A 22,008-nucleotide genomic window follows, 5' to 3' on the forward strand; every position below is an offset into this window, starting at 1 on the left:
CCATAGGATATCGAGCGACCGCACTACCAGCACGATCAGTGCACCGTGCCGATCGCGCGGGGGATCGACATCAGCAGCACCAGCCGCTCGATCTGACGCCAGCGGCAGAAATGGATGTGGTTGCCGAGATCGCGGCTGCGGTCGGCACGCGCCGCCGCCTCGGAGCCGGCACTCTCGCCGAAAGCGCGGATCAACTCGCTGGCATCGGCCACTTCGCGCACGTCGCCAAGATAAGGCAGGTAGTTCATGATCACTCCGGCACGCCCGGCCACCCGGGACCGGCACAGGCAGGTCTGCCACAAAGATCTGAAGCTTCCGCAGCCGTTCACGGTGAACCGGCGGTAACCATGGCGAGCATGGTGGCGCGGCACGCGCGGGTTCGATACAGCCATGCCATGGCTATTCCCGAACCCAAGACGCCGCTCGCTGGCGGCTGTTTCCTGTCCCTTGCGATCATGATCGGCGTGGTGGTCGGCTTCACCCAGGGGCAGGCGTCGCTCGGCTTCGTGATCGGGCTGGGAGTAGGGCTGGTGCTGGCGATCGCGATCTGGCTGCGCGACCGCGCGCGTTGACGCGTCAGGCTCAGTGTTGATCGCGTACCGCAGAGGCCTCCACGCCAACGATGATGATCGTCAGGAGGATCAACCCGGCACGGTCGGACACCTCCACCCGGAAGTTCGAGCCTTCCCAGATAATCGTGGGGTGATCGCGCATAAACTGAGCCGCATACTCACTCGCCTTGATACGCGCCGTGTTGTGATCGGGTAGCTCCTGGCCAACCTGATCGCGCATGCTGACGCCGTCGGAATAATTGAAGAAGTAACGCATCTCGGCCTCCAATCTCGGAAGAGCCCCAGTGTCTCTTAGCAGCTGGCATCCGAGTAAGCGGTCAGCGGTATTGTTCGAACGCATGAGGATGACAAAGGTCACCGCTGCGGGGAAACTAGCACATTATCGCATAATTGCAGGTTCATTATCGACCGATGCCGAAGGCGATCGCTTCGGCTCAGCCTGGCGCTCTGTCGCGTCAGGACTTGCGCGATGGCAGCACCGCGCCACCTTCCGCTTCGTGCGATCGTCCTAACATGTCATACATTTGGCAACTGAATGCTCGGACGTTCGATCTGCTTGGATGCATCGCTTTTACTTCCACTTGCACCAGTGTGGCGCCTCGTATCCCGATGCGGAAGGGATTGAGCTTCCCTCTTTCGAAGCTGCGCTCGAAGAGGCGTTTCGCGCCGCACGGTCTCTGATGGCCAAGCAGGTGGAATCGAGTCCGCTGCGTTCGGATTGCAGGATCGAGATCGTCGACCGCTACGGTATCCTCCTCGCGACCGTGCCCTGCGAGGAGGCAATTGCCGCTCGTTCGTAGCCGGGGACGAGGAACCCGCCGACTTCGCTGACTTTCATCCTTCGCCGGTTCGATTTGCCTAGACCAGCGAGCGGCTCATCCATGCGACGCGGCCGATCACCTCCGCTTCGCGGTGCCGGCAGAACCGTAGGGGGTAGGCCGGGTTCTCGCTGATCACGTCCAAGCCGCCCAAAGCGGGACGCAGCCGCTTGACCATCAGCGCACCGTCGACGCGGATGACGAAGATGCCGCCGCGCGGGCGCACCTCGCAATGGTCGCGGTCGACGAGGATCTCGTCGCCATCGGCCAGGAGCGGCTCCATCGAGTCGCCTTCGACACGGATCATCGACGCGGCCTGGGGCCTGACACCGAGTTGGCGCAGCAGCGCCGGCGACAGTTCGCCCGGGCGCCGCGCCGCCTCCGCATCGGTCAGCCTGCCCGGTCCCGCGGACGCGCCGATGTCCAGCCGGGCGATTTCCACCAGCGCCGGCACCTCCGGTCCACCCAATCGCGCCTCCGGAACGCCGAAGAAAGCGGCGAGCCGCTGGCGGTCATTCTCCGCCAGCGTCCGCGGACTGCCGCGCCGGACATATTGCTGAAGATAGGCAGGGTTGCGCCCGATCACGCGCGACAGCTCCGCAAAGCCGATGCCGTGCTCGGCCATCAGCCCTTCGAGCGCCGCGCGTCTGCCTGCCTCATCCATAGCCGCTCTCTAGCCATAGGAAATTTCCTAGACAAGTAGGATTTGAAGAACAAAACAAGATCATATGCAGCGACTCGGCAGGAGGCAAGAAGTGTCGGTACAGCGCGAAATCGAGAAATATCTGCGTCGAACCGAGATGACGGCGACGCGGTTCGGCCGGCTTGCGGTGGGCGATCCGCGGCTGGTCAAGGACCTGCGCAATGGCCGCGAGCCCAGGGCGAAGATGGTCGCACGGATCCAGGCGTTCCTCGCCGATCAAGGGGATGCACGATGAGCCGCGGCCCCGATTCGGGTACCTTGCTTGGGCGAGCGCTGCTGGCTGCGGCAGCGGCGGCGGGGTGCCCCGCCAGACTGACTGGTTCCGACTGGAGCCGTTGGGCAAGCGCGACCTTTACCGGCGCGCGGCACACACTGACGTTGGAGGCCCCGCCCTCGATCCAATTGGACGCGTGGCTCGCGGCGTTGCCCGAAGCGGAGTTTCGCCTGCGCGGTCATCTGGTCGCGGACATCGCGGTCGCCGGGATGGAGCGCGACAACGGCCGCGTCCTGCTGTGTCTGGAGGCGCTGACGATCGAGGAGCGATAGGCCGTCCGCGCGTCGACCGGTCGCGCGGGTGCGCCGAACCGTGCGGCACGCGAGCAACCCGCCAGACCTTGGACCGTTACGCAGTCGGGCCGACGCGATCGGATGCGCCGGCGAGGTGGAGAGTATGAATGCGTAAGCTTTTGATGACCATCGGCCTGTTGGCTGCCGTCGTTCCGGCCGCGAGCGCCACCGCCGGTGGGGACGCCCAGCGATACCGCAACCGCGAAGTCCGCCAGGAACAGCGCGAATGCCGCCGCGAACTGCGCCGGGCCGACAATCGCCGTGAGTTTAACCGCGAGTTGCGCGAATGCCGCCGCGAGCTCAGCCGAGCCCGCCAGTCCGGCCGGTATCACAATTGGGATCGCCGCTGGCGCAACTGGTAACCGAAAAGGGGGCGCGGTAGTTAAGGCTTCTGCGCCCCTAGTTTCTCTTAGGGGCGCGTCGACATCGGATCAGGCGCGCAGCGCCATGCTGCGCAGGCTCGCCAGAGTGTCTGCCAGCCCCCTGTCCTCCCCACGCGCGATGCGCGGTTCGGAGGCTGCGGGATCCGTTGGGTTCTGCATGCCGCGACGAATGACGCCGCGCTCGAGCCGATCGAGCAGCGCGTGCACCGACGCTTCGGTCTCAGGCCGCGAGAGCCGCTCCTCGACAGGAGCCTCCGCACCGGCCGCGAAGGGATAGCGATCTCCGTCAAGCAGCGCGCGACGGCGCTGCGGAGTCAGCTCGAATACTTCGAAGCGTTCGGGCTGGGGTGTGGCGGGTTCCTCGATTTCCACGACCGGCTTGGGCTTGAGCGGCGGGAGCACCGGCGGCGGCAGCGGCACGTCGGGGACGGCCTGAGGATCGAATGCGGCAAGCGGCTGATCGAGGTCGCGGGGCAGCGGCTGTTCGACCGGGGGGAGGCTCGCCGCGCTTAGCACAGGCGCAACCGGGACAAGCGGCAGCGGCGCATCCTCCGCGGGAAGCTCAGGCCCGGGCATTGGCCGCTCGGCTTGTGCGGCTGCGGGCTTGGGCGGCGTCAATGGCAGCGGCTTGGGGATGTCGCCCGCTCCGACTTCCAGGAAAGGCGTACCCAGATCCCGCGCGGCCATCAACGGCGGGCGGGGCGGCGCGTCGGGATGCGCATCGGCCCGGCGCAGGACGGGGGCGCGCGTGGCGCCTGGCTGTGCCGCCCGGCTGGGGCTGCCGACATCGACATCCTTGGTCCCGAACAGAACGAACAGAGTCAGCCCGGCGACGATGCCGAAAAAGCCGCCGGCGCCGAGCGCGAGGCAGAAACGCGCGGTGAAGCCCAGCGGCGGCTCGGCCGCGGCGATGATCGAAGGGAGCCCGCTATCCATCACCACGCTTTCCAGCATGGCCGTGGGCAACACCAAAGCGGCGAGCGCGGCGAGGCCGCCGACGAAGCCGGCACCGAGCAGGGCCACGGGCATCTTCATGCGTTCACCGGAGGCGTGTGCGACCACGAGTCTCTCATAGGACGACGTTGTGCCAGACTATGGTAAACAGAATCATACCGAGCAACATTGTTGGCCCAATCACGCTCGGCCTCGACGAAAGCCCGCCCCCGGTCGCGCCGGGCCTGCCACTGGCCGCGATCGGCGAACAACCGCGCGACCGCGCTGGACAAGGCTTGCGGATCATCGGGCGCGAACAAGGTGCCGGTGTCACCGTCGCGAATCAGCTCGCGATGGCCGCCGACGTTCGATGCGGCGACCAGGCGCCTTTGCGCCATCGCCTCCAGCGGCTTCAGGGGGGTGACCAGCTCGGTCAGCCGCATCTGCTTGCGGGGGTACACCAGGACATCGACCACGCTGTAGTAACGCCCGACCTCACCATGCGGCACGCGGCCGACGAAGTGGATGCGATCGGCGACCGGCGACGACGCGGCCTGCGCCCGAAGCGCCGACTCCGCGGGGCCGCCGCCCACCAGGACGAGATGCATCGACGGGCGTGCCGCCACCAAAGCGGGCATGGCGGCGATCAGCACGTCCAGTCCTTCATAATCGTAGAAGCTGCCGATGAAGCCGATGGTCTCGCAGCCGGTGACGCCCAGCTGCGACGCCAGGGGTTCGTCATAGCCTAGCGGCTCACCGAACATGCCGAGGTCGACGCCGTTGGGAGAGACGAAGATCTTGGCGCCGTCGATGCCGCGCCCGACCAGATCGTCGCGCAGCCCGTCGCAGATCACCGCGACTCGGTCCGCGCGCCTGACCGCCCGGGTCTCGAGCGCGCGGGTGAGTCGATAGCGCCCGCTTCCTTCGCGCCCGGTTCCGTTGCCGACCGCGGCATCTTCCCAGAAGGCGCGGATCTCGTAGACGAAAGGAAGGCCTAGCCGCTTGGCGGCGCGCTGACCGGCAATCGCGTCGAGCACGGGCGAATGGGCGTGGAGAATGTCCGGACCGAATGCCTTGGCCACAGCCTGGATGCGGCGGGCGAAAGCGCCGACTTCGCGCCACTCCCCGAGCGGCGATGGCGCCGGCTTGAGTGGCGGCGTGCGGAAGAAGCGGAGCCCGTCCACGACTTCGTCGGCGGAGGCGCTCGCGCCGTGGCGCGGCCCGGTGACCGCCGCGACATCCCAGCCGCGCGCGATCTGCGCCTTGAGAATCGCGCGGGTGCGGAAGGTATAGCCGCTGTGCAGCGGCAGGCCGTGGTCCAGGATGTGGAGGATCCGCATGCGGCACGCTTGGCACGCCAGCCCTTAACGGCGCGTCAACCGCGTCCTGATAGGCCGGGTTCGCAACGGGAGCGGCGCAAGGCCCATGATCGACAATCTATCGCTGGGGCTTTCGCATGGGCTGATGCTGCTCGCGGCGTTTCTGCTGCTGCGCCGCCCGGATCTCGACGAGGAGAAGAGCCCGCGGGACGACCAGCCGGGTTCGAAGAAGCGCCGCTGGGGCAAGCCCGATGCGTGACCTCGCCTTCGTCGCCTTCCTGTTCGCATTGCTCGGCACCGGCTTTCGGCGGCCGTTCCTGTTCGTGCTGGCTTATGCCTATATCGACATCGTCTCGCCGCAGCGGCTGACCTATCTGTTGCTGAACTCGATCCCCATTTCGATGATCGCAGTGGGACTGGCGGTGCTCGGCTGGCTGGCGATGGACGACAAGCGCGACGTGCGCATGGCGCCGCGCCAGTTCCTGATCCTCGCCCTGCTCGGCTATTGCTATTACACCACGCGCAACGCCGACTTCAAATTGGAGTCGCTGGACAAGTGGGAATGGGTCTGGAAGGCGCTGGCGTTCGCCGCCTTCCTGCCGCTGACGTTGCGCACCAAGCTGCGGATCGAAAGCCTGCTGCTGTTCATGGTGCTGTCGGCCGCGTCGATCATCATCGTCGGCGGGATCAAGACGCTCGCCTCGGGCGGGGGGTATGGCGAGCTCAACCTGATGGTGTCGAACAATTCGGGGCTGTACGAGGGCTCGACGATATCGACCGTCGCGATCGCGATCATCCCGCTGATCCTGTGGTTCTCGCGGTTCGGCACGATCTTTCCGCCGGACTGGAAGGTGAAGGGCTTTTGCTATGCGCTGATCTTCGCCTGCCTGCTGATCCCGGTCGGGACCTCCACCCGCACCGGACTGCTGTGCATCGGCCTGCTCGCGCTGCTGATGATCCGGGATGCCAAGCGCAAAATGGTCTATCTGAGCGCGCTCGGCTGTCTGGGGCTGGTGGCCATCCCGTTCCTGCCCGCTTCGTTCACCGAGCGGATGGGGACGATCAAGACCTATCAGGGCGATGCCTCCGCCTCCACTCGGCTGGCGGTGTGGCAGTGGACGATCGCCTATGCCAAGGATCACCCGCTGGGCGGCGGGTTCGAGGCGTATCGGCAGAACCGCATCCGCTTCGAAACGGTCAGCGTGGTCGAAGCGGGTGGCCAGGCCACCGTCGGCCGCAACCTGGAAGTCGATCAGGCCCGCGCCTATCACAGCGCCTATTTCGAGATGCTGGGCGAACAGGGCTATCCAGGGCTGGCCCTGTGGCTGGCGATCAACGTCATCGGCATCTTCCGCATGGAAGTGCTGCGGCGACGCTACCGCAAGCCCGAGCCCGGCGAGGAATGGATCAGCCCCCTCGCCTCCGCGCTTCAGAACGGGCACATCATCTACATGCTGGGCGCGACCTTCATCGCGATCGCTTTCCAACCCTTCGTCTACATGCTGATCGGCGCGCAGATCGGGCTCGACACCTATCTAGGCCGCAAGCGCGCAGAAACGGCATGGCGCCCGCTTCGCCGGCAGAAGCTTGCCCCGGCATGAAGCAAGAGCTGAGGGCGCTCACCAGCATGCGCGGGCTGGCCGCCTGGGCAGTGGTGCTGTTCCACATCCGCCAGTCGATCGCCGGCTTGCCGCCCACTGCCGAGGCGCTGCTGGCCAAGGGCTATCTGGCGGTGGACTTCTTCTTCCTGCTGTCCGGCTTCGTGATCTGGCTGAGCGCGGGGGAGACGCTGCGTACCGGCGGGGGCGTGGCGGTGGCGCGGTTCCTTCGCCGCCGAGTCGCGCGCGTCTGGCCGCTGCACCTGTTCATGATGGGGTGCGCGGTGCTGCTTGCCCTCGCGCTGCTCGCCACCGGGCGCCAGCCGGAGCAGTTCCCGTGGGGCGCGCTGCCGCTGCACCTGCTTCTCGTCCAGAATTGGGGGTTCACCGGCGCGCTGGCCTGGAACGATCCGGCCTGGTCGATCTCGTGCGAGGTGGCCGCTTATCTGCTGTTCCCGCTGTTTGTCCGGGCGGTGGACTGGCGCCGCACTCCGTCGAGCGTGATCGTCGCAGCGGTCGCGGGGCTGCTCGTCCTGCTCCACGCGCTCTACGCGCTGAGCGGCGAGGCATCGCTGGGCGCTGCCATTCCCCGCCTGGGCCTGCTGCGCTGCCTGCTGGAGTTCGCGGCCGGCACCGGCGTCGGCGCGCTGTGGCTGCGCTGGCGCGATCGCCGCGGCGTCGCGACGCGGGGCCTGCTGCTGGGTGTGGCGCTGCTCGCTGCCGTCGCGCTTGGCCGCTTGCCGGAGACCTTCGCGGTTCCCGCGGGATTCGCCGCGCTGCTGTTGGCGCTTGCCCTCACCGCGGGGCGCCCGGGCAACCCGCTTGACGCCGCGCCGCTCCATTATCTGGGCGAGATCAGCTACGCGACCTATCTCGGCCATTTCCTGCTGTGGTTCGCCTTCAAGCTGGCACTCGTCGACGCGGGCGGCACGATGGGCCCGGCGCTGCTGGCCCTCTACCTCCTGCTGGTCTTCGCCAGCTCGGCCGCGCTTTATCATCTGGTTGAGCGTCCCGCACAGCGCTGGGTGAACCGGCTGGCGGTGCCGCGCGCGCGGTTCGCCGCCGGCTGACCGGCCGCCCCCGGAACGAACGCGGCCCTCCAGGCATTCACTGGGACCACGCGCGAGGGACATCATGGCAGCCAGCGACATCGTCTATGTCGATGATCAGCAAACCGGAATCACTCGGCGCAAGGTCCGCAACGGATGGGGCTATTGGGATCCCGATGGCGCGCGCATCACCGACCGCGACGAGATCGACCGGCTGAACAAGATCGGCCTGCCCCCCGCTTATTGCGACGCCTGGTTCTGCCCCGATCCCAACGGCCACATCCAGGCGATCGGCTATGACGAGAAGGGCCGGAAGCAATATCGCTACCATCTCGGCTTTCGCGAGGCGCAGGAGGCGGCGAAATATGACCGCTGCGCGGGCTTCGGCCACAGCCTGCCCGGGCTACGCGAGCGAGTCGAAGCGGACCTGAAGCTGCGCGGACTGTGCAAGCAAAAGGCCGTGGCGGCGGTGGTGCGGCTGCTCGACCTGGGCACCATCCGAGTGGGCAACGAGACCTATGCCCAGGAGAATAAGAGTTTCGGCGCGACCACGCTGCGCAAGCGCCACGCCAAGGTGAAGGGCCAGACGCTCAAGCTCCAGTTTCGCGCCAAATCAGGCAAGATGCGGATCATGACGGTAACCGACCGGACGCTGAGCGCGTTCGTGAAGCGCTGCCAGGATCTGCCGGGGCAAAATTTGTTCCGCTGGGTCGACGATGCCGGCGAGAGCCATCCGGTCACGTCGACCGACGTCAATTGCTACATCCAGGAAGCGATGGGCGGGCATTTTTCCGCCAAGCATTTCCGCACCTGGGGCGCCAGCGTGATCGCGTTCCGAACGCTTGCCAGCGCCAAAGACTATGTCGGGTTGAAGTCGATGCTCGAGCCCGTGACCGAAGCGCTGGGCAACACGCCCTCCATTGCCCGGAAATCCTACGTTCATCCGCGGCTGGTATCGCTGGCAAAGGATAAGGCCGCGCAGGCCGAGTTTCGCGCCGGGCTGCGCCTGCCGCGGTCGACGCGCTACCTCACTCGCTACGAGCGTGGCCTGATCCAGTTCCTCGAAGAGGAAATCATCGACGATTTGCAACAGCAAGAGGCTGCCTGACCGCCCGCATGACCAATAAAAGCGCTGCCGCACCCATCCTGCCGCCAGGCCAATCGCTGCAAAGCCAAGTGCGCAACCTGTTCCACGAATCGTTCATGTGGTTCCAGCATCACTGGTTGGAGATCCTGATCTCCGGCGGGATCGCCGCGGCGATCGTGCTGCTGCTCCACGGCATTCGCGCCTGGGCGATCCGGCTGTGCAGCCGCGGCGACGGCACCGCCAGCTGGACGGCGATCATCGGACGGGCGCTGGCAAAGACCGGCAATTTCTTCATCATCATGGCGGCGCTGCAGCTAGTGTCGGGCTATGCCGATCCGCCGCAGACGGTCTCCACGACCATCCGCGTGCTGTTCACGGTCGCCGCGTTTTTCCAGTGCGCAATCTGGGTGCGCGAGCTGATCTTCGGCGCGATCGAGCACCGCACCACGTCCGAAACCTACCACAACGAAGGTCTGGCCAGCGCGCTGGGCATCATCCGCCTGTTGGTGTCGATCGCGCTGTTCGCAGTCGCCACGGTGATGGTGCTGAGCAATGTCGGGGTGAACGTCACCGGGCTGGTCGCGGGTTTGGGCATTGGCGGCATCGCCATCGGCCTGGCGGCGCAGGGCATCTTCGGCGATCTGATCGCAGCGCTGTCGATCATCTTCGACCGGCCGTTCCGCGTCGGCCAGAACATCAAGTACGACACGACATCGGGCACGATCGAGCAGATCGGGCTCAAGTCGACGCGGATCCGGTCTTTCGACGGCGAGCTGCGGATCATTTCGAACCGGCAGCTGCTGGACAAGGAGATCCAGAACCTCAGCGACCGCAACCATATCCGCTTCGCCTGGATGCTGGGGGTGGCCTACGAAACGCCGCCCGAGACGCTCGACCGGATACCGGGCATCTTGAAGGAGGTCGTGGAAGCGGAGGGTGCGAAGGCGCCGCGTGCGGGCTTCGCGAACTTCAGCGCGAGCACGCTCGATTACGAGCTGATCGTCGAAGTGCCGTCGAGCGATTGGAGCGTTGCGCACCCGACCCGCGACCGCATCGCCACTGCGATCCTGCGGCGCTTCGCCGCGGAGAAGATCAACCTGCCCTATCCGACCCAGACCACCTACACCGCCGCGCCGGATGGCACGCTGGTGATGCCCTATCCCGACCCGCAGACCGTGCGGGTGGACGGGGACTGACTGAACCAAGCTGATCCTCCCCCGCCAGGGGGAGGTGGCGCCGAAGGCGACGGAGGGGGAGGACTCACTGGGTTCAGTGCTTCCTCCCCCTCTGTCATCCGCCGCTGGCGCAGCGGCTGACACCTCCCCCTGGCGGGGGAGGATTAGGCTCCGTTAGATTCCGCCTTCGTCGAGGCTGAGCAGCGTCGCGTTGCCGCCCGCGCTGGTGGTGTCGACCGACACCGAGCGCTCTGCGCAGAAGCGCTGGAGATAATGCGGGCCGCCCGCCTTGGGCCCGGTGCCGGACAGCCCCTCACCGCCGAACGGCTGCGAGCCGACCACCGCGCCGATCATCGAGCGATTGATGTAGAGGTTGCCCACGCGCGCCCGCGCTTCGGTCAATTCGGCCGAGCGGGCGATGCGGCTGTGCAGGCCCATGGTGAGCCCGAAGCCCTTGGCATTCACGCGGGCGATCGTCTGTTCCAGCTCGCCGGCCTTCCAGGTGGCGACGTGCAGGATCGGCCCGAACCATTCGCGGGCGAGGTCGTCGACGGAGTCGAGCCGCACCAGCGTCGGCGGCACGAACAGGCCCTTGGCCGGCACCGGCAGCGTCTTGAGCCACCGGCCTTTTGCGCTTTCGCGATAGGCCATAAGATGGTCGTACGCCGCCTGGTCGATCACCGGACCGACATCGGTCGCCGGATCGCCGGGATCGCCGATCACCAGCTGCTCCATCGCGCCGCGCAGCATCTCTATGACGCCGTCGGCGATTTCCTCCTGCAGCAGCAACAGGCGCAGCGCGGAACAGCGTTGCCCCGCCGAGCGGAAGGACGAGGTCAGCACGTCGGCCACCACCTGCTCGGGCAGCGCGGTGGAATCGACGATCATCGCGTTGACGCCGCCGGTTTCGGCGATCAGCGGGACGATGGGACGGTCGTCCCCTTCGAGAAGCGACCGCGCGATCTTCTTGGCAGTCGGCGTCGATCCGGTGAAGGCCACCCCGGCGATGCGGGCATTGGCGGTTATCGCGGCGCCGATCTCGGGACCGCCGGGGATCAGGATCAGCGCGTCTTCGGGCACGCCGGCCTGGTGGGCGAGCCGCACCGCCGCGCGGGCGATCTCGGGCGTTTGCGGCGCAGGCTTGGCGATGACGGTGTTGCCGGCGACGAGCGCGGCGGCGGTCTGGCCGAGGAAGATCGCCAGCGGGAAGTTCCACGGCGCGATCGTCGCCCAGACGCCGCGACCCTCCATGCGCAGCTCGTTGCGCTCGCCGGTCGGCCCCGGCAGCACCACCGGCGCCAGGTCCGCGCGCGCCCGCGCGGCGTAGTAGCGGCAGAAGTCGGCAGCCTCGCGCACTTCACCGATGGCGTCGGGCAGCGTCTTGAACGCTTCCTTCACCGCCAGCGCCATCAGCGGCACGCGGTTCTCCTCCAGCAAGTCCGCCAGCCGATCGAGAATGACGGCGCGCTCCTCGCGGCTGCGCGACGACCAGGCCGGGAACGCCCCGGCCGCGCGATCGATCGCCTGGCGCACGTCGCCGGCCGCACGGGTCTCGGCCGCGGCGCCCGAGTCCGTTCCCCTGGGGGCAGGATCGAACGGGAAGGCCGCGACGGCTGCCGCGGTTTCGGCGAGGATCGTGCGCTCCTGCAGGTCGATCCCGCCTGAATTCTTCCATTCGCCGAACAAGTCGACAGGCATTGGGATGCTCGGATGGCGCGCGCCGCCGACTGCGATGATCTTCTCGACCGGATCGGCGAGCAGTTCGGCCTCGCTCAGCTGCTCATTCGCGAGTTGGTGCACGAAGCTGGAATTGGCACCGTTCTCCAACAGTCGGCGCACCAGATAGGCCAGCAAATCCCGATGACCGCCGACCGGCGCATAGATGCGGCAATGATAGCCCTGCTCGCGCACCAGCCGCTCGTACAGCCCCTCGCCCATGCCGTGCAGCCGCTGGAACTCGAAGTCGCGGCTGTCGCCGGCCCATTCCAGGATGGTGGCGACGGTCAGCGCGTTGTGGCTGGCGAAGGCGGGGACGATGTTTCGCGCGTCGAGCATGTCGCGTGCGCAGGCGAGGTACGACACGTCCGTCGCGGCCTTGCGGGTGAACAGCGGATAGTCGCTGAGCCCCTCGACCTGAGTGCGCTTGATCTCGCTGTCCCAATAGGCGCCCTTGACGAGCCGGACGTGCATCGGCCGACCCAATTGGTCGGCCCAGGCGATCACTGCCCGGGCGCGCTTGCTATAGGCCTGCACCGCCATGCCGAACCCGTCCCAGCCGCGAAGCTCCGGCCGCCTGGCCACCGCGCCGATGATGTCGAGGCTCATGTCGAGCCGCTCGCTCTCCTCCGCGTCGACGGTGAGGGGGATGCGCTGGCTGCATGCTTCGGACGCAAGCTGGGCGAGCATGTCGGTGAGTTCGGGCACGCACTTGTCATACTGGCCGACTTCGTAGCGCGGGTGCAGCGCCGACAGCTTGACCGAGATCGAGTGCCCGGCCTTGGGGTCGCGCCCGACGGCGCGGATCGCCTCGAAATAGGCCTGGAAATAGCGTTCGGCATCGGCCTTGGTGCGCGCCGCCTCGCCCAGCATGTCGAAGCTGGCAGTGAAGCCCTGGTTTTCGGGCTTCTTCATCCGCTTCATCGCTTCGTCGATGGTGCGGCCCATCACGAAGACTTCGCCCATGCGCTTCATCGCCGCGCCCACCGCCTGGCGAACGAACGGCTCGCCGGCGCGGGAGATCAGCCGTCGCAGCGTGCCGGTCTGTTCGTCGCCGACCAGGGCGCGACCGAGCATCAGCCCCCAGGTCGCGGAGTTGACCAGCACCGAGCTCGACTTGCCCGAATGCGCCTTCCAGTTCGCGTCGCCCAGCTTGTCGGCGATCAGCAGGTCCGCGGTTTCCGGGTCCGGCACGCGCAGGAACGCCTCGGCCAGGCTCAGCAGCGCCACGCCTTCCGACGAGTTCAGCCGGTATTCCTGGAGGAACTGGTTCACCCATCCGCGGTTCTGCGCGGCGCGCAGATCGGCGAGCAATCCGAGGGCGTGTCCCATCACCTGGCCGCGCGACTCAGGGGTAAGCCGCGCGCGCTCGATCAGCGGTTTTAGAACATCGGGTTCGGCGGCGCGGTGCAGTTTTGCCATGGAAACGCGGGGGGCGGACGCTACGTCAATCTGCATTTTCTAAATCTCGGTCGGGCAAGGCTTGCGAGAAGCCCGGCGGGGTCACTAGATATGGCGAGCGCTATGATAGAAAATTGCGCAGGAGGACAGCCCCGGTGAACGCAGTGACGGTGCAGGAACTGGCCGAACAGGTCGGCACCGAGCGCGTCTCCGACTGGGTCGAAGTCACCCAGGCGATGATCGACCGGTTCGCGCAAGCGACCGGCGACGACCAGTTCATCCATGTCGATCCGGTGCGGGCGGCTGCCACTCCGTTCGGCGGGACGATCGCGCATGGCTTCCTGTTGCTCTCGCTGATGCCGATGCTCAGCCAGCGCACCGGCACCCCGCCGATCGCCGGAGTGCGGATGGGCGTGAATTACGGCGGCAACAAAGTCCGGTTCGTGCAGCCGGTCCGCTCTGGCGCACGGGTACGCGGGCGGTTCACGCTGCTGAAGCTGGTCGAACGCAAGCCCGGCGTGTGGGAGCACGTCCAGGAATATACCCTCGAGGTCGAGGGACAGGATAAACCCGCGCTGATCGCCGAATGGATCGCGCTGTTGTACGTATGAGCTGAAGCTTTCCCCTCCCTCCCTCCAAGGGAGGGGTCAGGGGTGGGTCGCGAGCGAAGCGAGCGTCCTCGACCACCCCCAAGCGTTGCCGCCGACGCTTCGCGCCGGCACCCACCCCCAGCCCCTCCCTTGCAGGGAGGGGAGCCAAAGAGGAAAAAACATGCGCTCCGCAGTTATCGTCTCCACTGCCCGTACTCCGATCGGCCGCGCCTATCGCGGTGCATTCAACGCCACCGCCGCGCCGACCCTGGCCAGTCACTCGATCAAGGCCGCCGTGGAACGCGCCGGGATCGAGGGTGCACAGGTCGACGATCTGGTGTTCGGAGCGGCGCTCCAGCAGGGCAGCCAGGCCGGCAACATCGCCCGCAACGCGCTGCTCCGCGCCGGGCTGCCGACCACCGTGCCCGGCATGTCGGTCGACCGCCAGTGCGCCTCGGGCCTGATGGCGATCGCTACGGCCGCCAAGCAGATCACGGTCGACAACATGGACATCACCGTGGGCGGCGGCGTGGAATCGATCAGCCTGGTCCAGACCCCGCAGCTGCGCATCGAGCCCGATCGCGAGCTGCTGGCGATGCACGGCGACATCTACATGCCGATGCTCCAGACCGCCGAAGTGGTGGCCAGCCGCTATGGCATCGGGCGCGATCGTACCGATGCGTACTCGCTCCAGTCGCAGCAGCGCACCGCCGCCGCACAGGCCGCGGGCAAGTTCGACGACGAGATCGTCTCGGTCACTGCGACGATGAACGTCGTCAACAAGGAGACCAAGGAGGTTTCCCAGAAGGAAGTGACCCTGGCGAAGGACGAGGGCAACCGTCCCGAGACGACGCTGGAAGGGCTTCAGGGTCTCCAGCCGGTGCTGCCCAACGGCACCATCACCGCGGGCAACGCGTCGCAGCTGTCCGACGGCAGCTCCGCCACGGTGCTGATGGAGGAAAAGCTCGCGGAACAGCGTGGGCTCCAGCCGCTTGGCCGCTATGTCGGCATGGCCGTCGCCGGCACCAAGCCCGACGAGATGGGCATCGGGCCGGTGTTCGCGATCCCCAAGCTGCTCGAGCGCTTCAACCTGAAGATGGACGATATCGGCTTGTGGGAGCTGAACGAAGCCTTCGCGGTGCAGGTGCTGTATTGCGCCGACAAGCTCGGCATCCCCAACGAGCTGCTGAACGTCAATGGCGGCGCGATCTCGATCGGCCATCCCTACGGCATGTCGGGCGCGCGGATGACCGGCCACGCCCTGATCGAAGGCAAGCGCCGCGGCGCGAAGTACGTCGTCGTGACGATGTGCGTCGGCGGCGGCATGGGCGCGGCGGGGCTGTTCGAGGTTCTGTAAGCACCGGAAACCGGCAAGTGGGCGGCGTGGCCGCTGCCCACTTGCGCAACCCCTCACACATGTTAGCCTCCCGACAACGCTGCCACCGGGCAGTATGAGGAGCCTCCGCGAATGGAGGCAATCAGGAGAGGGTCGCGATGGCCGACAATGTGGCACTGGTGGCCGATATCGGCCGTCAATCGGTGCGGTTCGGCCTGGCCGGCGGGGAAGCGGGCCCGGCGCCGCGCGAGATCCGCAAATTCCTTACCGCCGAACACCCCACCTTCACCAGCGCGCTGGTCGCCTATCTGTCGGCGGTCGACCTGCGCGATGCGCGGCTACCGAGTGTCCTGGCGGTCGCGGGGGCGGCGCGCGGCGACCTCATCAACCTGACCGGCAGCCGCTGGTACATCTCGCTCTCGGGGGTCGAGGCCGTGCTGCGCGTGCCGCCGCTTGCGCTCAACGAATGCGCCGCCAACGCGCTCGCCCTCACGCGCCTTCCCGCCGCCGCCTTCACGCGGCTGCGCGGGCCGGAGCCGCGCCCGGTGGCCAGCGGGGGCACCTATGCCGTGATCGGCACCGGCACCGGCCTGGGAGTGGCGGCGCTGGTCACCGCGGGCGACCGGCTCATCCCCGTGCAGAGCGAGGCGGGGCACATCGCCTTCGCCCCTGCCACGCCCGACGCGCGCCGCTTCGCCGATCATTGCCAGGCAAAGGGGCTGATCCCCGACGTGGAGACGCTGCTGAGCGCGCCCGGGCTCCTGCTCGCTTATGAGGCGCTGTCGGGCGGCAAGCGCCTGACCAAGCCCGAAGACGTGACGCGCGACGCCGCCCGCGATCCCATCTGCGGCGCGGTGGTGCGGCTCTTCGTCGAGCAGCTCGGCGCGTTCGCCGGCGACCTCGCGCTCGCCTTCGGTGCGTGGGACGGCGTCTTTCTTACCGGTCCGATCGCGCGTGCGCTCCAGCCCCAGCTCATGGACGCGGGCTTTCGCCGCTGCATGGAAGCGCGGACGGCGTTCCGGCGCCAACTGTCGGAGGTACCCGTCGCACTCGTCAATCAGGGCGACCTAGAGCTGATCGGCGCCGCGGCCGCGCTCGGGAACGCCTGAGCAAGACTGGTCGTTACTCGCCCGAACACCTTTCGGGAGATTTCGAATGCCGGACAAGAGCCCCACCGAGCTGAAGCAGGACCTGTGGCACAAGATGGCGGACAGCCCCTATGTCATGGTCGGGCTGATGGATGGCGGACATTCCATTCCGCTGACCGCCCAGCTCGACAAGGACCAGGTCGACACGCTGTTCTTCTTCATCGGCAAGGACAACCGGCTTGCCAAGGGCGGCCACGGCATGGCCCAGTTCGTGTCCAAGGGGCACGACTATTTTGCCTGCCTGTCGGGCAATGCGCGCATCGACAACGATCCGGCGCTGATCGACAAGCTGTGGGACAAGCAGGTCGAGGCCTGGTTCCCGCAGGGCAAGGAAGACCCGAACCTCGCGCTGCTGCGCTTCGATATCGATAGCGCCGAGCTGTGGGAGACCGACATCTCGGTCAGCGGCCGCGTGAAGATGCTGTTCGGCGGCACGATCAAGCCGAGCGAGAGCAGCAGCCACGCCAAGGTTCAGACCACGGCTGAATCGTCACAGGCCTAACTCTCTGGTCTAGACCAAGCGCAATTATCTAATTTCCCCGTCATCCCGGCCTTGAGCCGGGGTGACGACGGGGGGTTACAAGCTTCCCGATGTAGAACCTCCCCTTGCTGGGGAGGCGCTATCCTCAATCGTTCGCGGCCATCCACTGCTCGAGCACCGGCGCGATCCGCGTCCGCCACTTGGAGCCATTGAAGATGCCGTAATGGCCGACGCCCTCAGCCATGTGGTACAGCTTCTTGGTGTCGGGCAGCGCGGTTGCCAGCGTCAGCGCCGCCTTGGTCTGACCCAGCCCGGAAATATCGTCGCGCTCGCCTTCGATCGCCAGCAGGCCGACATCGGTGATTGCCGCAGGATCGACCGGACGGCTGCGGTGCGTCATCTCGCCCTTGGGCAGCGCGTGGCGCTGGAACACCAGGTCGATCGTCTGCAGGTAGAATTCCGCGGTCATGTCGCAGACCGAGCGATATTCCTCATAGAACGCCATCGTCGCGTCGGCGCTCTCGTCGTCGCCCTGGACCAGATGCTTGAACATCTCCCAATGGCTGATCATGTGGCTGCCCAGGTTCATCGTCATGAATCCGGCAAGCTGCAGGAAGCCGGGATAGACCCGCCGTCCCGCGCCGGCATAGGTGGCCGGCACCGTCGCGATGACATTCTGCTCGAACCAGCTGAACGGCCGCTCGGTCGCCAGCGTGTTGACCGCGGTCGGCGCCTCGCGGGTGTCGACCGGGCCGCCCATCATGGTCAGCGTCTTGGGGCGGTTGGGATGCGCGTCGGCGCTCATCACCGCGACCGCGGCATAGCTCGGTACCGAAGGCTGGCACACCGCCAGCACATGCGCGCGGGGATCGCCCTGCGCGCCGATATGTTCGAGGAAGGCGATCACATAGTCGACATAGTCGTCCAGGTCGAAGCGCCCGTCGGACAGCGGCACCTGCTTCGCGTCGCGCCAGTCGGTGATGTAGACGTCTGCCACCGGCAACATGCGCTCGACGGTGCCGCGTAGCAGAGTGGCATAGTGCCCCGACATCGGCGCGACGATCAGCAGCTTGGGGCCGCCCTCAACGCCCTGGCGCACGAAGCGCTTGAGCTGGCCGAAGGGTTTGCGGAGCACGATCTCTTCATGAACCTCGACTTCGCGCCCATCGACGATGGTGCGGTCCAGGGCGAAGTCGGGCTTGCCGCGCGGCGCCGAGGCGTGCGCGAACACTTCGAGCGCGGAGCCCAGCACCGGGCCGCCGCCGAAATAGGCGAAAGGATTGGCCGGGTTGTTCAGCAGTCCCGCGGAGAAATTGGCCATGGCACTGGCGCCGGCGAGGAGCGAGCGCTGGATCTCATAAGCGTCGTACAGCATCTGTATCCTTCCGCCGCCACGCGCGACACGGCGGCGGCTTTCCCATACCGATATAGCGCAGCCCTGCTGCACCGCAACGAGAGAACCCCTAGGGGAAAGTGCGGTGACGAGCATCTTGTTGACGCCGCGACCATCGTCGCGGCCTCTGCTGCTTCGCGTCATTGTACCGCAACTTCAACAGCTTGGCGCAAGGAGCGGCAGATCGGCGCCCGTCCGCGGTTTCCCTGCCCCGCCATTCGCGCTACGCCGCGTCGCATGGCCGATCCCGCCCCTGCTCCCCAGCCGAAGCGCAAGCTCAGCAATCTGCTGATCGTATGGAGCTTCACACGCCGCTATCCGCTCCAGCTGGCGGTCGCTACTTTGGCGCTGATCGGCTCGTCGGTCGCCACCCTGTGGATCCCGCGCACCTTCCAGAAGATCGTCGACAATGGCTTCGCGGCGGGCGCAGACACCAGCAAGATCGGCGTCTATTTCGAGGGCCTGTTGCTGGTGGTGCTGGCGCTGTCGGTCGCCACCGCCGTGCGGTTTTATTTCGTCAGCTGGGTCGGCGAGCGCACCGTCGCGGACATGCGCGTGGCGGTGCACCGCAACCTGCTGCGCCTGCCGCCCAAATGGTTCGAGGAGAACCGCCCTTCCGAGATCGCCTCGCGGCTCACCTCCGACACCGCGATCATCGAGATGGTGGTCGGCACCACCGTGTCGACCGCGCTGCGCAACCTGCTGACCGGCACCGGCGGGCTGATCTACCTGTTCGCGCTGTCGCCGCGGATCGCGGCCTATCTGCTGGTCGGCATCCCACTGATCGTGCTGCCGATCGTGTGGCTGGGCGGGCGCGTGCGCACCCTGTCGCGCACCAGCCAAGACAGCATCGCCGAGATCGGCGCGACGTCGTCCGAGACGCTGGGGGCGATGCGGATCGTCCAAGCGTTCGGCCAGGAGCGCCGCGAGAGCGAACGGTTCGAAGGCGCGGTCGCGCGCAGCTTCGCCGCCGCCAAGCGCCGCTTCGGGCTGCGCGCGATCATGACCGCGCTGGTGATCGGGCTGCTGTTCACCGCGATCACGCTGATCATGTGGGACGCGGTGTCGGGCGTGGCCGAAGGGCGCATTTCCGGCGGCGCGATCACCGCGTTCGTGATCACCGCCGGGCTGGTGACCGGATCGTTCGGCGCGCTGACCGAGGTCTATGGCGAGCTGCTGCGCGGATCGGGCGCGGCGAGCCGGCTGGCCGAGCTGCTGACCGAGCAGCCCGACATCGCGCCGCCGGCCAATCCGGTCGCGCTGCCGCAGCCGCCACGCGGCGGGGTGGCGTTCGAGGACGTGACCTTCCGCTATCCGAGCCGGCTGGAAGTGTCGGCGCTGAACGGCTTCTCGCTGGACGTTGCTCCGGGCGAGACGGTGGCGGTGGTCGGGCCGTCCGGCGCGGGCAAGTCGACGCTGTTCCAGCTGGTGCAGCGCTTCTACGACCCCGAAGCCGGCGCGGTGCGCATCGACGGCGTCGACGTACGCGAAGCCGACCCGGCCGAGGTGCGCGCGCGCATGGCGATCGTGCCGCAGGAAACGGTGATCTTCGCGGCCTCGGCACGCGACAATCTGCGTTACGGCGCCTGGGAGGCCGGGGACGAGGCGATCTGGGCCGCAGCCGAAGCGGCCAACGCCGCCGACTTCATGCGGGGGCTGCCGCAGGGGCTCGACACCTTCCTGGGCGAAGGCGGCGCGCGGCTTTCGGGCGGGCAGCGCCAGCGGATCGCGATCGCCCGTGCGCTGCTTCGCGACGCGCCGATCCTGTTGCTGGACGAGGCGACGAGCGCACTGGACGCCGAGAGCGAGCGGCTGGTGCAGGACGCGCTGGAGCGGCTGATGGCGAACCGCACCACGCTGGTGATCGCCCACCGCCTGGCGACGGTGCGCGCGGCGGGGCGGATCATCGTGATGGACGAAGGCCGGATCGTCGAGACGGGCACGCATGGGGAATTGGTGGCGCAGGGCGGGCTGTATGCGCGGCTGGCGGCGTTGCAGTTTAGCGAGGTGGGGTGAGCCTTCATTCCTCCCCCGGAGGGGGAAGGGGACTAGCGAAGCTGGTGGAGGGGTAATCCCCACGGGCTGTGAACACGATGTGGCGTACAACTGCGTCCATGTCGGCCAGGACGTCCGCCGCCAGAATACGGCACACGCGAACACCCTGCGAATTCAGCCATGCGTCCCGAGCCGCGTCATGCACTGGGCTGTCGCCGCGTTCGTGCGCCTCTCCATCCACTTCGACCGCAAGGTGCGATCCAGCGCAGAAGAAATCCAAGACATAGGGTCCTGCCGGGTGCTGCTTGCGAAACTTCAGTCCGGACGGACGCTTGCGGAGTTCACGCCAGAGAAGGGCTTCAGGCAAGCTGAGGTTGCGGCGTAAGCGCTTGGCCAACACTTGAGTCCGTTTCGGGCCGTGTAGCATGTGGCGACTACCCCTCCACCGCCTTTGGCGGTCCCCCTCCCCCTCCGGGGGAGGATTGCCAGTACCATGATCATCGCCCTTTCGCTGCCGGATTGGGTCTGCTTCAACCTGCCCAACGAAAAAGGAGAGGTTTGATGGCCGAGTTCGATGTCGTCGTATACGGAGCGACCGGGTTCACCGGGCGGCTGGTGGCCGAGTATCTGGCGCGGAACTATGGCGATGGCGCGTTGCGCTGGGCGATGGCCGGGCGATCGCTTGCCAAGCTGGAGCAGGTGCGGGGCGAGATCGGGGCGCCCGACGACACGCCGCTGCTGACCGCCGGCGCCGACGATCCCGCGGCGCTCAAGACGCTTGCCGGGCGGACTGCGGTGATCGTCACGACGGTGGGGCCGTATCAGCTGCACGGCGAGCCGCTGCTTGCCGCCTGCGCCGAGACCGGCACGGGCTATGTCGACCTGTGCGGCGAACCCGCCTGGATGCGGCGGATGATCGACAAGTACGAGGCCGCCGCGAAAGCGAGCGGTGCGCGCATCGTGTTTTCGTGCGGGTTCGATTCGATCCCCTTCGATCTGGGGGTGTGGTTCGCGCAGGCCGAGGCCGTGCGACGCTTCGGGCGGCCGGCGCCGCGGGTGAAGGGGCGGATCCGGGCGATGAAGGGCACCTTCTCGGGCGGCACGATCGCCAGTGCCAAGGCTTCGATGGCCGCCGCCGCCAACGATCCCTCGATCCTCAAGCTGATGATCGACCCCTTCGCGCTCGCGCCCGGGTTCACGGGGCCGCACCAGCCCAACGGCATGGTGCCGCATTATGACGACGCCGTCGCGGCGTGGGTCGCGCCGTTCATGATGGCCGTGATCAACACCAAGAACGTGCACCGCACCAATTTCCTGAACGGCCAAGCCTATGGCGCGGACTTCCGCTATGACGAGATGATGGTGGTGCCCGGGCTTGGCGAAGTCGGCAGGGCCGCCGCCGAAGCGCTGGCCAAGCTCAACCCGCTGGCCGGCGACAAGGGGCCTGCACCCGGCGAAGGGCCGAGCAAGGAAGCGCGCGAAAGCGGCCATTACGAGATTGCCTTCGTCGCGGAGATGGCGTCGGAAGAGCGTGTCACCGTGTCGGTGAAGGGCGACCGCGATCCGGGCTATGGATCGACCAGCAAGATGATCGCGGAGGCCGCTTTATGCCTGCTGCGCGACGTCCCGGCCGCGGGCAAGGGCGGCATCTGGACGCCGGGCGCGCTGATGCCCGAGGCGCTGAAGCAAAGGCTGGAGGCGCATGCCGGATTGACCTTCACGGTGGAGTGACGGCGGGTCGCCG

Annotated in this window: 24 protein-coding genes; 16 read left to right on the plus strand and 8 right to left on the minus strand. The window is 67.2% G+C overall.

Features of this window, described 5'->3' with window-relative positions; all coding sequences use genetic code 11:
* Positions 1-35: 35 nt before the first annotated feature.
* Positions 36-248, minus strand: a complete 213-nt coding sequence (locus tag LZ586_RS06810; RefSeq protein WP_235078981.1) for a hypothetical protein — start codon at positions 246-248, stop codon at positions 36-38.
* Between the two features lie 147 nt (positions 249-395).
* Here LZ586_RS06810 and LZ586_RS06815 point away from each other — a divergent pair, with 147 nt between their 5' ends.
* Entirely contained in the window at positions 396-572 is a 177-nt protein-coding gene (locus LZ586_RS06815) for a hypothetical protein (protein WP_235078983.1), read from the plus strand.
* A 10-nt stretch (positions 573-582) separates the two neighbouring features.
* Here LZ586_RS06815 and LZ586_RS06820 read toward each other — a convergent pair whose 3' ends face one another.
* The gene (locus tag LZ586_RS06820; protein WP_235078984.1) at positions 583-828 is read right to left on the minus strand and encodes a DUF6894 family protein; all 246 of its coding nucleotides are present in this window, start codon (positions 826-828) and stop codon (positions 583-585) included.
* 304 nt (positions 829-1,132) lie between these two features.
* Here LZ586_RS06820 and LZ586_RS06825 point away from each other — a divergent pair, with 304 nt between their 5' ends.
* Positions 1,133-1,372 (plus strand): DUF6894 family protein, encoded by a 240-nt coding sequence (locus LZ586_RS06825; RefSeq protein ID WP_235078986.1) that lies wholly within the window; start codon positions 1,133-1,135, stop codon positions 1,370-1,372.
* 58 nt (positions 1,373-1,430) lie between these two features.
* Here the strand turns inward: LZ586_RS06825 and LZ586_RS06830 are convergent, their stop codons facing one another.
* Positions 1,431-2,054 (minus strand): helix-turn-helix transcriptional regulator, encoded by a 624-nt coding sequence (locus tag LZ586_RS06830; RefSeq protein WP_235078987.1) that lies wholly within the window; start codon positions 2,052-2,054, stop codon positions 1,431-1,433.
* A 91-nt stretch (positions 2,055-2,145) separates the two neighbouring features.
* Between LZ586_RS06830 and LZ586_RS06835 the strand changes: the two genes are divergently transcribed.
* The 3 genes from LZ586_RS06835 to LZ586_RS06845 all read left to right on the plus strand — a co-directional run bounded on the left by LZ586_RS06835 (position 2,146) and on the right by LZ586_RS06845 (position 3,022).
* Complete coding sequence (locus LZ586_RS06835; protein WP_235078988.1) at positions 2,146-2,328, plus strand: hypothetical protein; 183 nt, start codon at positions 2,146-2,148, stop codon at positions 2,326-2,328.
* On the plus strand, positions 2,325-2,639 hold the full coding sequence (locus LZ586_RS06840; protein WP_235078989.1) for a hypothetical protein: 315 nt from the start codon (positions 2,325-2,327) through the stop codon (positions 2,637-2,639). The genes LZ586_RS06835 and LZ586_RS06840 overlap by 4 nt, the downstream gene beginning before the upstream one ends.
* Positions 2,640-2,767: 128 nt before the next feature.
* Positions 2,768-3,022 (plus strand): hypothetical protein, encoded by a 255-nt coding sequence (locus LZ586_RS06845; protein ID WP_235078990.1) that lies wholly within the window; start codon positions 2,768-2,770, stop codon positions 3,020-3,022.
* Positions 3,023-3,091: 69 nt separating this feature from the next.
* On the opposite strand, the gene LZ586_RS06850 is transcribed toward LZ586_RS06845, so the two are convergent.
* A complete protein-coding gene (locus LZ586_RS06850; RefSeq protein WP_235078992.1) occupies positions 3,092-4,078 on the minus strand; it encodes a hypothetical protein in 987 nt (328 codons plus the stop codon).
* On the minus strand, positions 4,075-5,316 hold the full coding sequence (locus LZ586_RS06855; protein ID WP_235078993.1) for a TIGR04063 family PEP-CTERM/XrtA system glycosyltransferase: 1,242 nt from the start codon (positions 5,314-5,316) through the stop codon (positions 4,075-4,077). Before LZ586_RS06855 ends, LZ586_RS06850 begins: the two co-directional genes overlap by 4 nt.
* A gap of 85 nt (positions 5,317-5,401) precedes the next feature.
* Here LZ586_RS06855 and LZ586_RS06860 point away from each other — a divergent pair, with 85 nt between their 5' ends.
* The 5 genes from LZ586_RS06860 (at position 5,402) to LZ586_RS06880 (ending at position 10,225) form a co-directional block, all read left to right on the plus strand.
* The gene (locus LZ586_RS06860) at positions 5,402-5,554 is read left to right on the plus strand and encodes a hypothetical protein (protein WP_235078994.1); all 153 of its coding nucleotides are present in this window, start codon (positions 5,402-5,404) and stop codon (positions 5,552-5,554) included.
* Entirely contained in the window at positions 5,547-6,896 is a 1,350-nt protein-coding gene (locus LZ586_RS06865; protein WP_235078996.1) for a putative O-glycosylation ligase, exosortase A system-associated, read from the plus strand. The genes LZ586_RS06860 and LZ586_RS06865 overlap by 8 nt, the downstream gene beginning before the upstream one ends.
* Complete coding sequence (locus tag LZ586_RS06870) at positions 6,893-7,963, plus strand: acyltransferase family protein (RefSeq protein ID WP_235078998.1); 1,071 nt, start codon at positions 6,893-6,895, stop codon at positions 7,961-7,963. Before LZ586_RS06865 ends, LZ586_RS06870 begins: the two co-directional genes overlap by 4 nt.
* Positions 7,964-8,027: 64 nt before the next feature.
* A complete protein-coding gene (locus LZ586_RS06875) occupies positions 8,028-9,050 on the plus strand; it encodes a DNA topoisomerase IB (protein WP_235078999.1) in 1,023 nt (340 codons plus the stop codon).
* Positions 9,051-9,058: 8 nt separating this feature from the next.
* Positions 9,059-10,225 (plus strand): mechanosensitive ion channel family protein, encoded by a 1,167-nt coding sequence (locus LZ586_RS06880; RefSeq protein WP_235079000.1) that lies wholly within the window; start codon positions 9,059-9,061, stop codon positions 10,223-10,225.
* Positions 10,226-10,378: 153 nt separating this feature from the next.
* On the opposite strand, the gene putA is transcribed toward LZ586_RS06880, so the two are convergent.
* A complete protein-coding gene (putA, locus tag LZ586_RS06885; protein WP_235079002.1) occupies positions 10,379-13,342 on the minus strand; it encodes a bifunctional proline dehydrogenase/L-glutamate gamma-semialdehyde dehydrogenase PutA in 2,964 nt (987 codons plus the stop codon).
* Positions 13,343-13,476: 134 nt separating this feature from the next.
* Here putA and LZ586_RS06890 point away from each other — a divergent pair, with 134 nt between their 5' ends.
* The 4 genes from LZ586_RS06890 to LZ586_RS06905 all read left to right on the plus strand — a co-directional run bounded on the left by LZ586_RS06890 (position 13,477) and on the right by LZ586_RS06905 (position 16,897).
* Entirely contained in the window at positions 13,477-13,932 is a 456-nt protein-coding gene (locus LZ586_RS06890) for a MaoC family dehydratase (protein ID WP_261346041.1), read from the plus strand.
* Positions 13,933-14,092: 160 nt separating this feature from the next.
* A complete protein-coding gene (locus tag LZ586_RS06895; protein WP_235079003.1) occupies positions 14,093-15,268 on the plus strand; it encodes an acetyl-CoA C-acyltransferase in 1,176 nt (391 codons plus the stop codon).
* A 137-nt stretch (positions 15,269-15,405) separates the two neighbouring features.
* Positions 15,406-16,356 carry a glucokinase gene (locus tag LZ586_RS06900; RefSeq protein WP_235079005.1) on the plus strand — a complete coding sequence of 317 codons (951 nt, stop codon included), beginning with the start codon at positions 15,406-15,408 and terminating at the stop codon, positions 16,354-16,356.
* Between the two features lie 46 nt (positions 16,357-16,402).
* On the plus strand, positions 16,403-16,897 hold the full coding sequence (locus LZ586_RS06905; RefSeq protein WP_235079006.1) for a pyridoxamine 5'-phosphate oxidase family protein: 495 nt from the start codon (positions 16,403-16,405) through the stop codon (positions 16,895-16,897).
* Between the two features lie 124 nt (positions 16,898-17,021).
* Here the strand turns inward: LZ586_RS06905 and LZ586_RS06910 are convergent, their stop codons facing one another.
* Positions 17,022-18,251, minus strand: coding sequence for a polyhydroxyalkanoate depolymerase (locus LZ586_RS06910; RefSeq protein WP_235079008.1), 1,230 nt, complete (start codon positions 18,249-18,251; stop codon positions 17,022-17,024).
* Positions 18,252-18,506: 255 nt separating this feature from the next.
* Between LZ586_RS06910 and LZ586_RS06915 the strand changes: the two genes are divergently transcribed.
* Entirely contained in the window at positions 18,507-20,285 is a 1,779-nt protein-coding gene (locus LZ586_RS06915; RefSeq protein WP_235079014.1) for an ABC transporter transmembrane domain-containing protein, read from the plus strand.
* Between the two features lie 4 nt (positions 20,286-20,289).
* Here the strand turns inward: LZ586_RS06915 and LZ586_RS06920 are convergent, their stop codons facing one another.
* The gene (locus tag LZ586_RS06920; RefSeq protein WP_235079016.1) at positions 20,290-20,691 is read right to left on the minus strand and encodes an endonuclease domain-containing protein; all 402 of its coding nucleotides are present in this window, start codon (positions 20,689-20,691) and stop codon (positions 20,290-20,292) included.
* Positions 20,692-20,825: 134 nt separating this feature from the next.
* On the opposite strand from LZ586_RS06920, the gene LZ586_RS06925 reads away from it, so the two are divergent.
* Positions 20,826-21,995, plus strand: coding sequence for a saccharopine dehydrogenase family protein (locus tag LZ586_RS06925; protein ID WP_235079017.1), 1,170 nt, complete (start codon positions 20,826-20,828; stop codon positions 21,993-21,995).
* Positions 21,996-22,008 lie beyond the last annotated feature (13 nt).

This window comes from Sphingomonas sp. S2-65, from assembly GCF_021513175.1.
Lineage (GTDB): Bacteria > Pseudomonadota > Alphaproteobacteria > Sphingomonadales > Sphingomonadaceae > Sphingomonas.

Excerpts from the sequence above, each read along its gene's own strand:
- putA (WP_235079002.1), bottom strand. The coding sequence starts at position 13,342 with ATGGCAAAACTGCACCGCGCCGCCGAACCCGATGTTCTAAAACCGCTG.
- LZ586_RS06915 (WP_235079014.1), top strand. The coding sequence starts at position 18,507 with ATGGCCGATCCCGCCCCTGCTCCCCAGCCGAAGCGCAAGCTCAGCAAT.
- LZ586_RS06910 (WP_235079008.1), bottom strand. The coding sequence starts at position 18,251 with ATGCTGTACGACGCTTATGAGATCCAGCGCTCGCTCCTCGCCGGCGCC.
- LZ586_RS06900 (WP_235079005.1), top strand. The coding sequence starts at position 15,406 with ATGGCCGACAATGTGGCACTGGTGGCCGATATCGGCCGTCAATCGGTG.
- LZ586_RS06820 (WP_235078984.1), bottom strand. The coding sequence starts at position 828 with ATGCGTTACTTCTTCAATTATTCCGACGGCGTCAGCATGCGCGATCAG.
- LZ586_RS06860 (WP_235078994.1), top strand. The coding sequence starts at position 5,402 with ATGATCGACAATCTATCGCTGGGGCTTTCGCATGGGCTGATGCTGCTC.
- LZ586_RS06855 (WP_235078993.1), bottom strand. The coding sequence starts at position 5,316 with ATGCGGATCCTCCACATCCTGGACCACGGCCTGCCGCTGCACAGCGGC.
- LZ586_RS06895 (WP_235079003.1), top strand. The coding sequence starts at position 14,093 with ATGCGCTCCGCAGTTATCGTCTCCACTGCCCGTACTCCGATCGGCCGC.
- LZ586_RS06865 (WP_235078996.1), top strand. The coding sequence starts at position 5,547 with ATGCGTGACCTCGCCTTCGTCGCCTTCCTGTTCGCATTGCTCGGCACC.
- LZ586_RS06875 (WP_235078999.1), top strand. The coding sequence starts at position 8,028 with ATGGCAGCCAGCGACATCGTCTATGTCGATGATCAGCAAACCGGAATC.
- LZ586_RS06880 (WP_235079000.1), top strand. The coding sequence starts at position 9,059 with ATGACCAATAAAAGCGCTGCCGCACCCATCCTGCCGCCAGGCCAATCG.
- LZ586_RS06810 (WP_235078981.1), bottom strand. The coding sequence starts at position 248 with ATGAACTACCTGCCTTATCTTGGCGACGTGCGCGAAGTGGCCGATGCC.
- LZ586_RS06920 (WP_235079016.1), bottom strand. The coding sequence starts at position 20,691 with ATGCTACACGGCCCGAAACGGACTCAAGTGTTGGCCAAGCGCTTACGC.
- LZ586_RS06845 (WP_235078990.1), top strand. The coding sequence starts at position 2,768 with ATGCGTAAGCTTTTGATGACCATCGGCCTGTTGGCTGCCGTCGTTCCG.
- LZ586_RS06840 (WP_235078989.1), top strand. The coding sequence starts at position 2,325 with ATGAGCCGCGGCCCCGATTCGGGTACCTTGCTTGGGCGAGCGCTGCTG.
- LZ586_RS06830 (WP_235078987.1), bottom strand. The coding sequence starts at position 2,054 with ATGGATGAGGCAGGCAGACGCGCGGCGCTCGAAGGGCTGATGGCCGAG.
- LZ586_RS06825 (WP_235078986.1), top strand. The coding sequence starts at position 1,133 with ATGCATCGCTTTTACTTCCACTTGCACCAGTGTGGCGCCTCGTATCCC.
- LZ586_RS06815 (WP_235078983.1), top strand. The coding sequence starts at position 396 with ATGGCTATTCCCGAACCCAAGACGCCGCTCGCTGGCGGCTGTTTCCTG.
- LZ586_RS06925 (WP_235079017.1), top strand. The coding sequence starts at position 20,826 with ATGGCCGAGTTCGATGTCGTCGTATACGGAGCGACCGGGTTCACCGGG.
- LZ586_RS06870 (WP_235078998.1), top strand. The coding sequence starts at position 6,893 with ATGAAGCAAGAGCTGAGGGCGCTCACCAGCATGCGCGGGCTGGCCGCC.
- LZ586_RS06850 (WP_235078992.1), bottom strand. The coding sequence starts at position 4,078 with ATGAAGATGCCCGTGGCCCTGCTCGGTGCCGGCTTCGTCGGCGGCCTC.
- LZ586_RS06905 (WP_235079006.1), top strand. The coding sequence starts at position 16,403 with ATGCCGGACAAGAGCCCCACCGAGCTGAAGCAGGACCTGTGGCACAAG.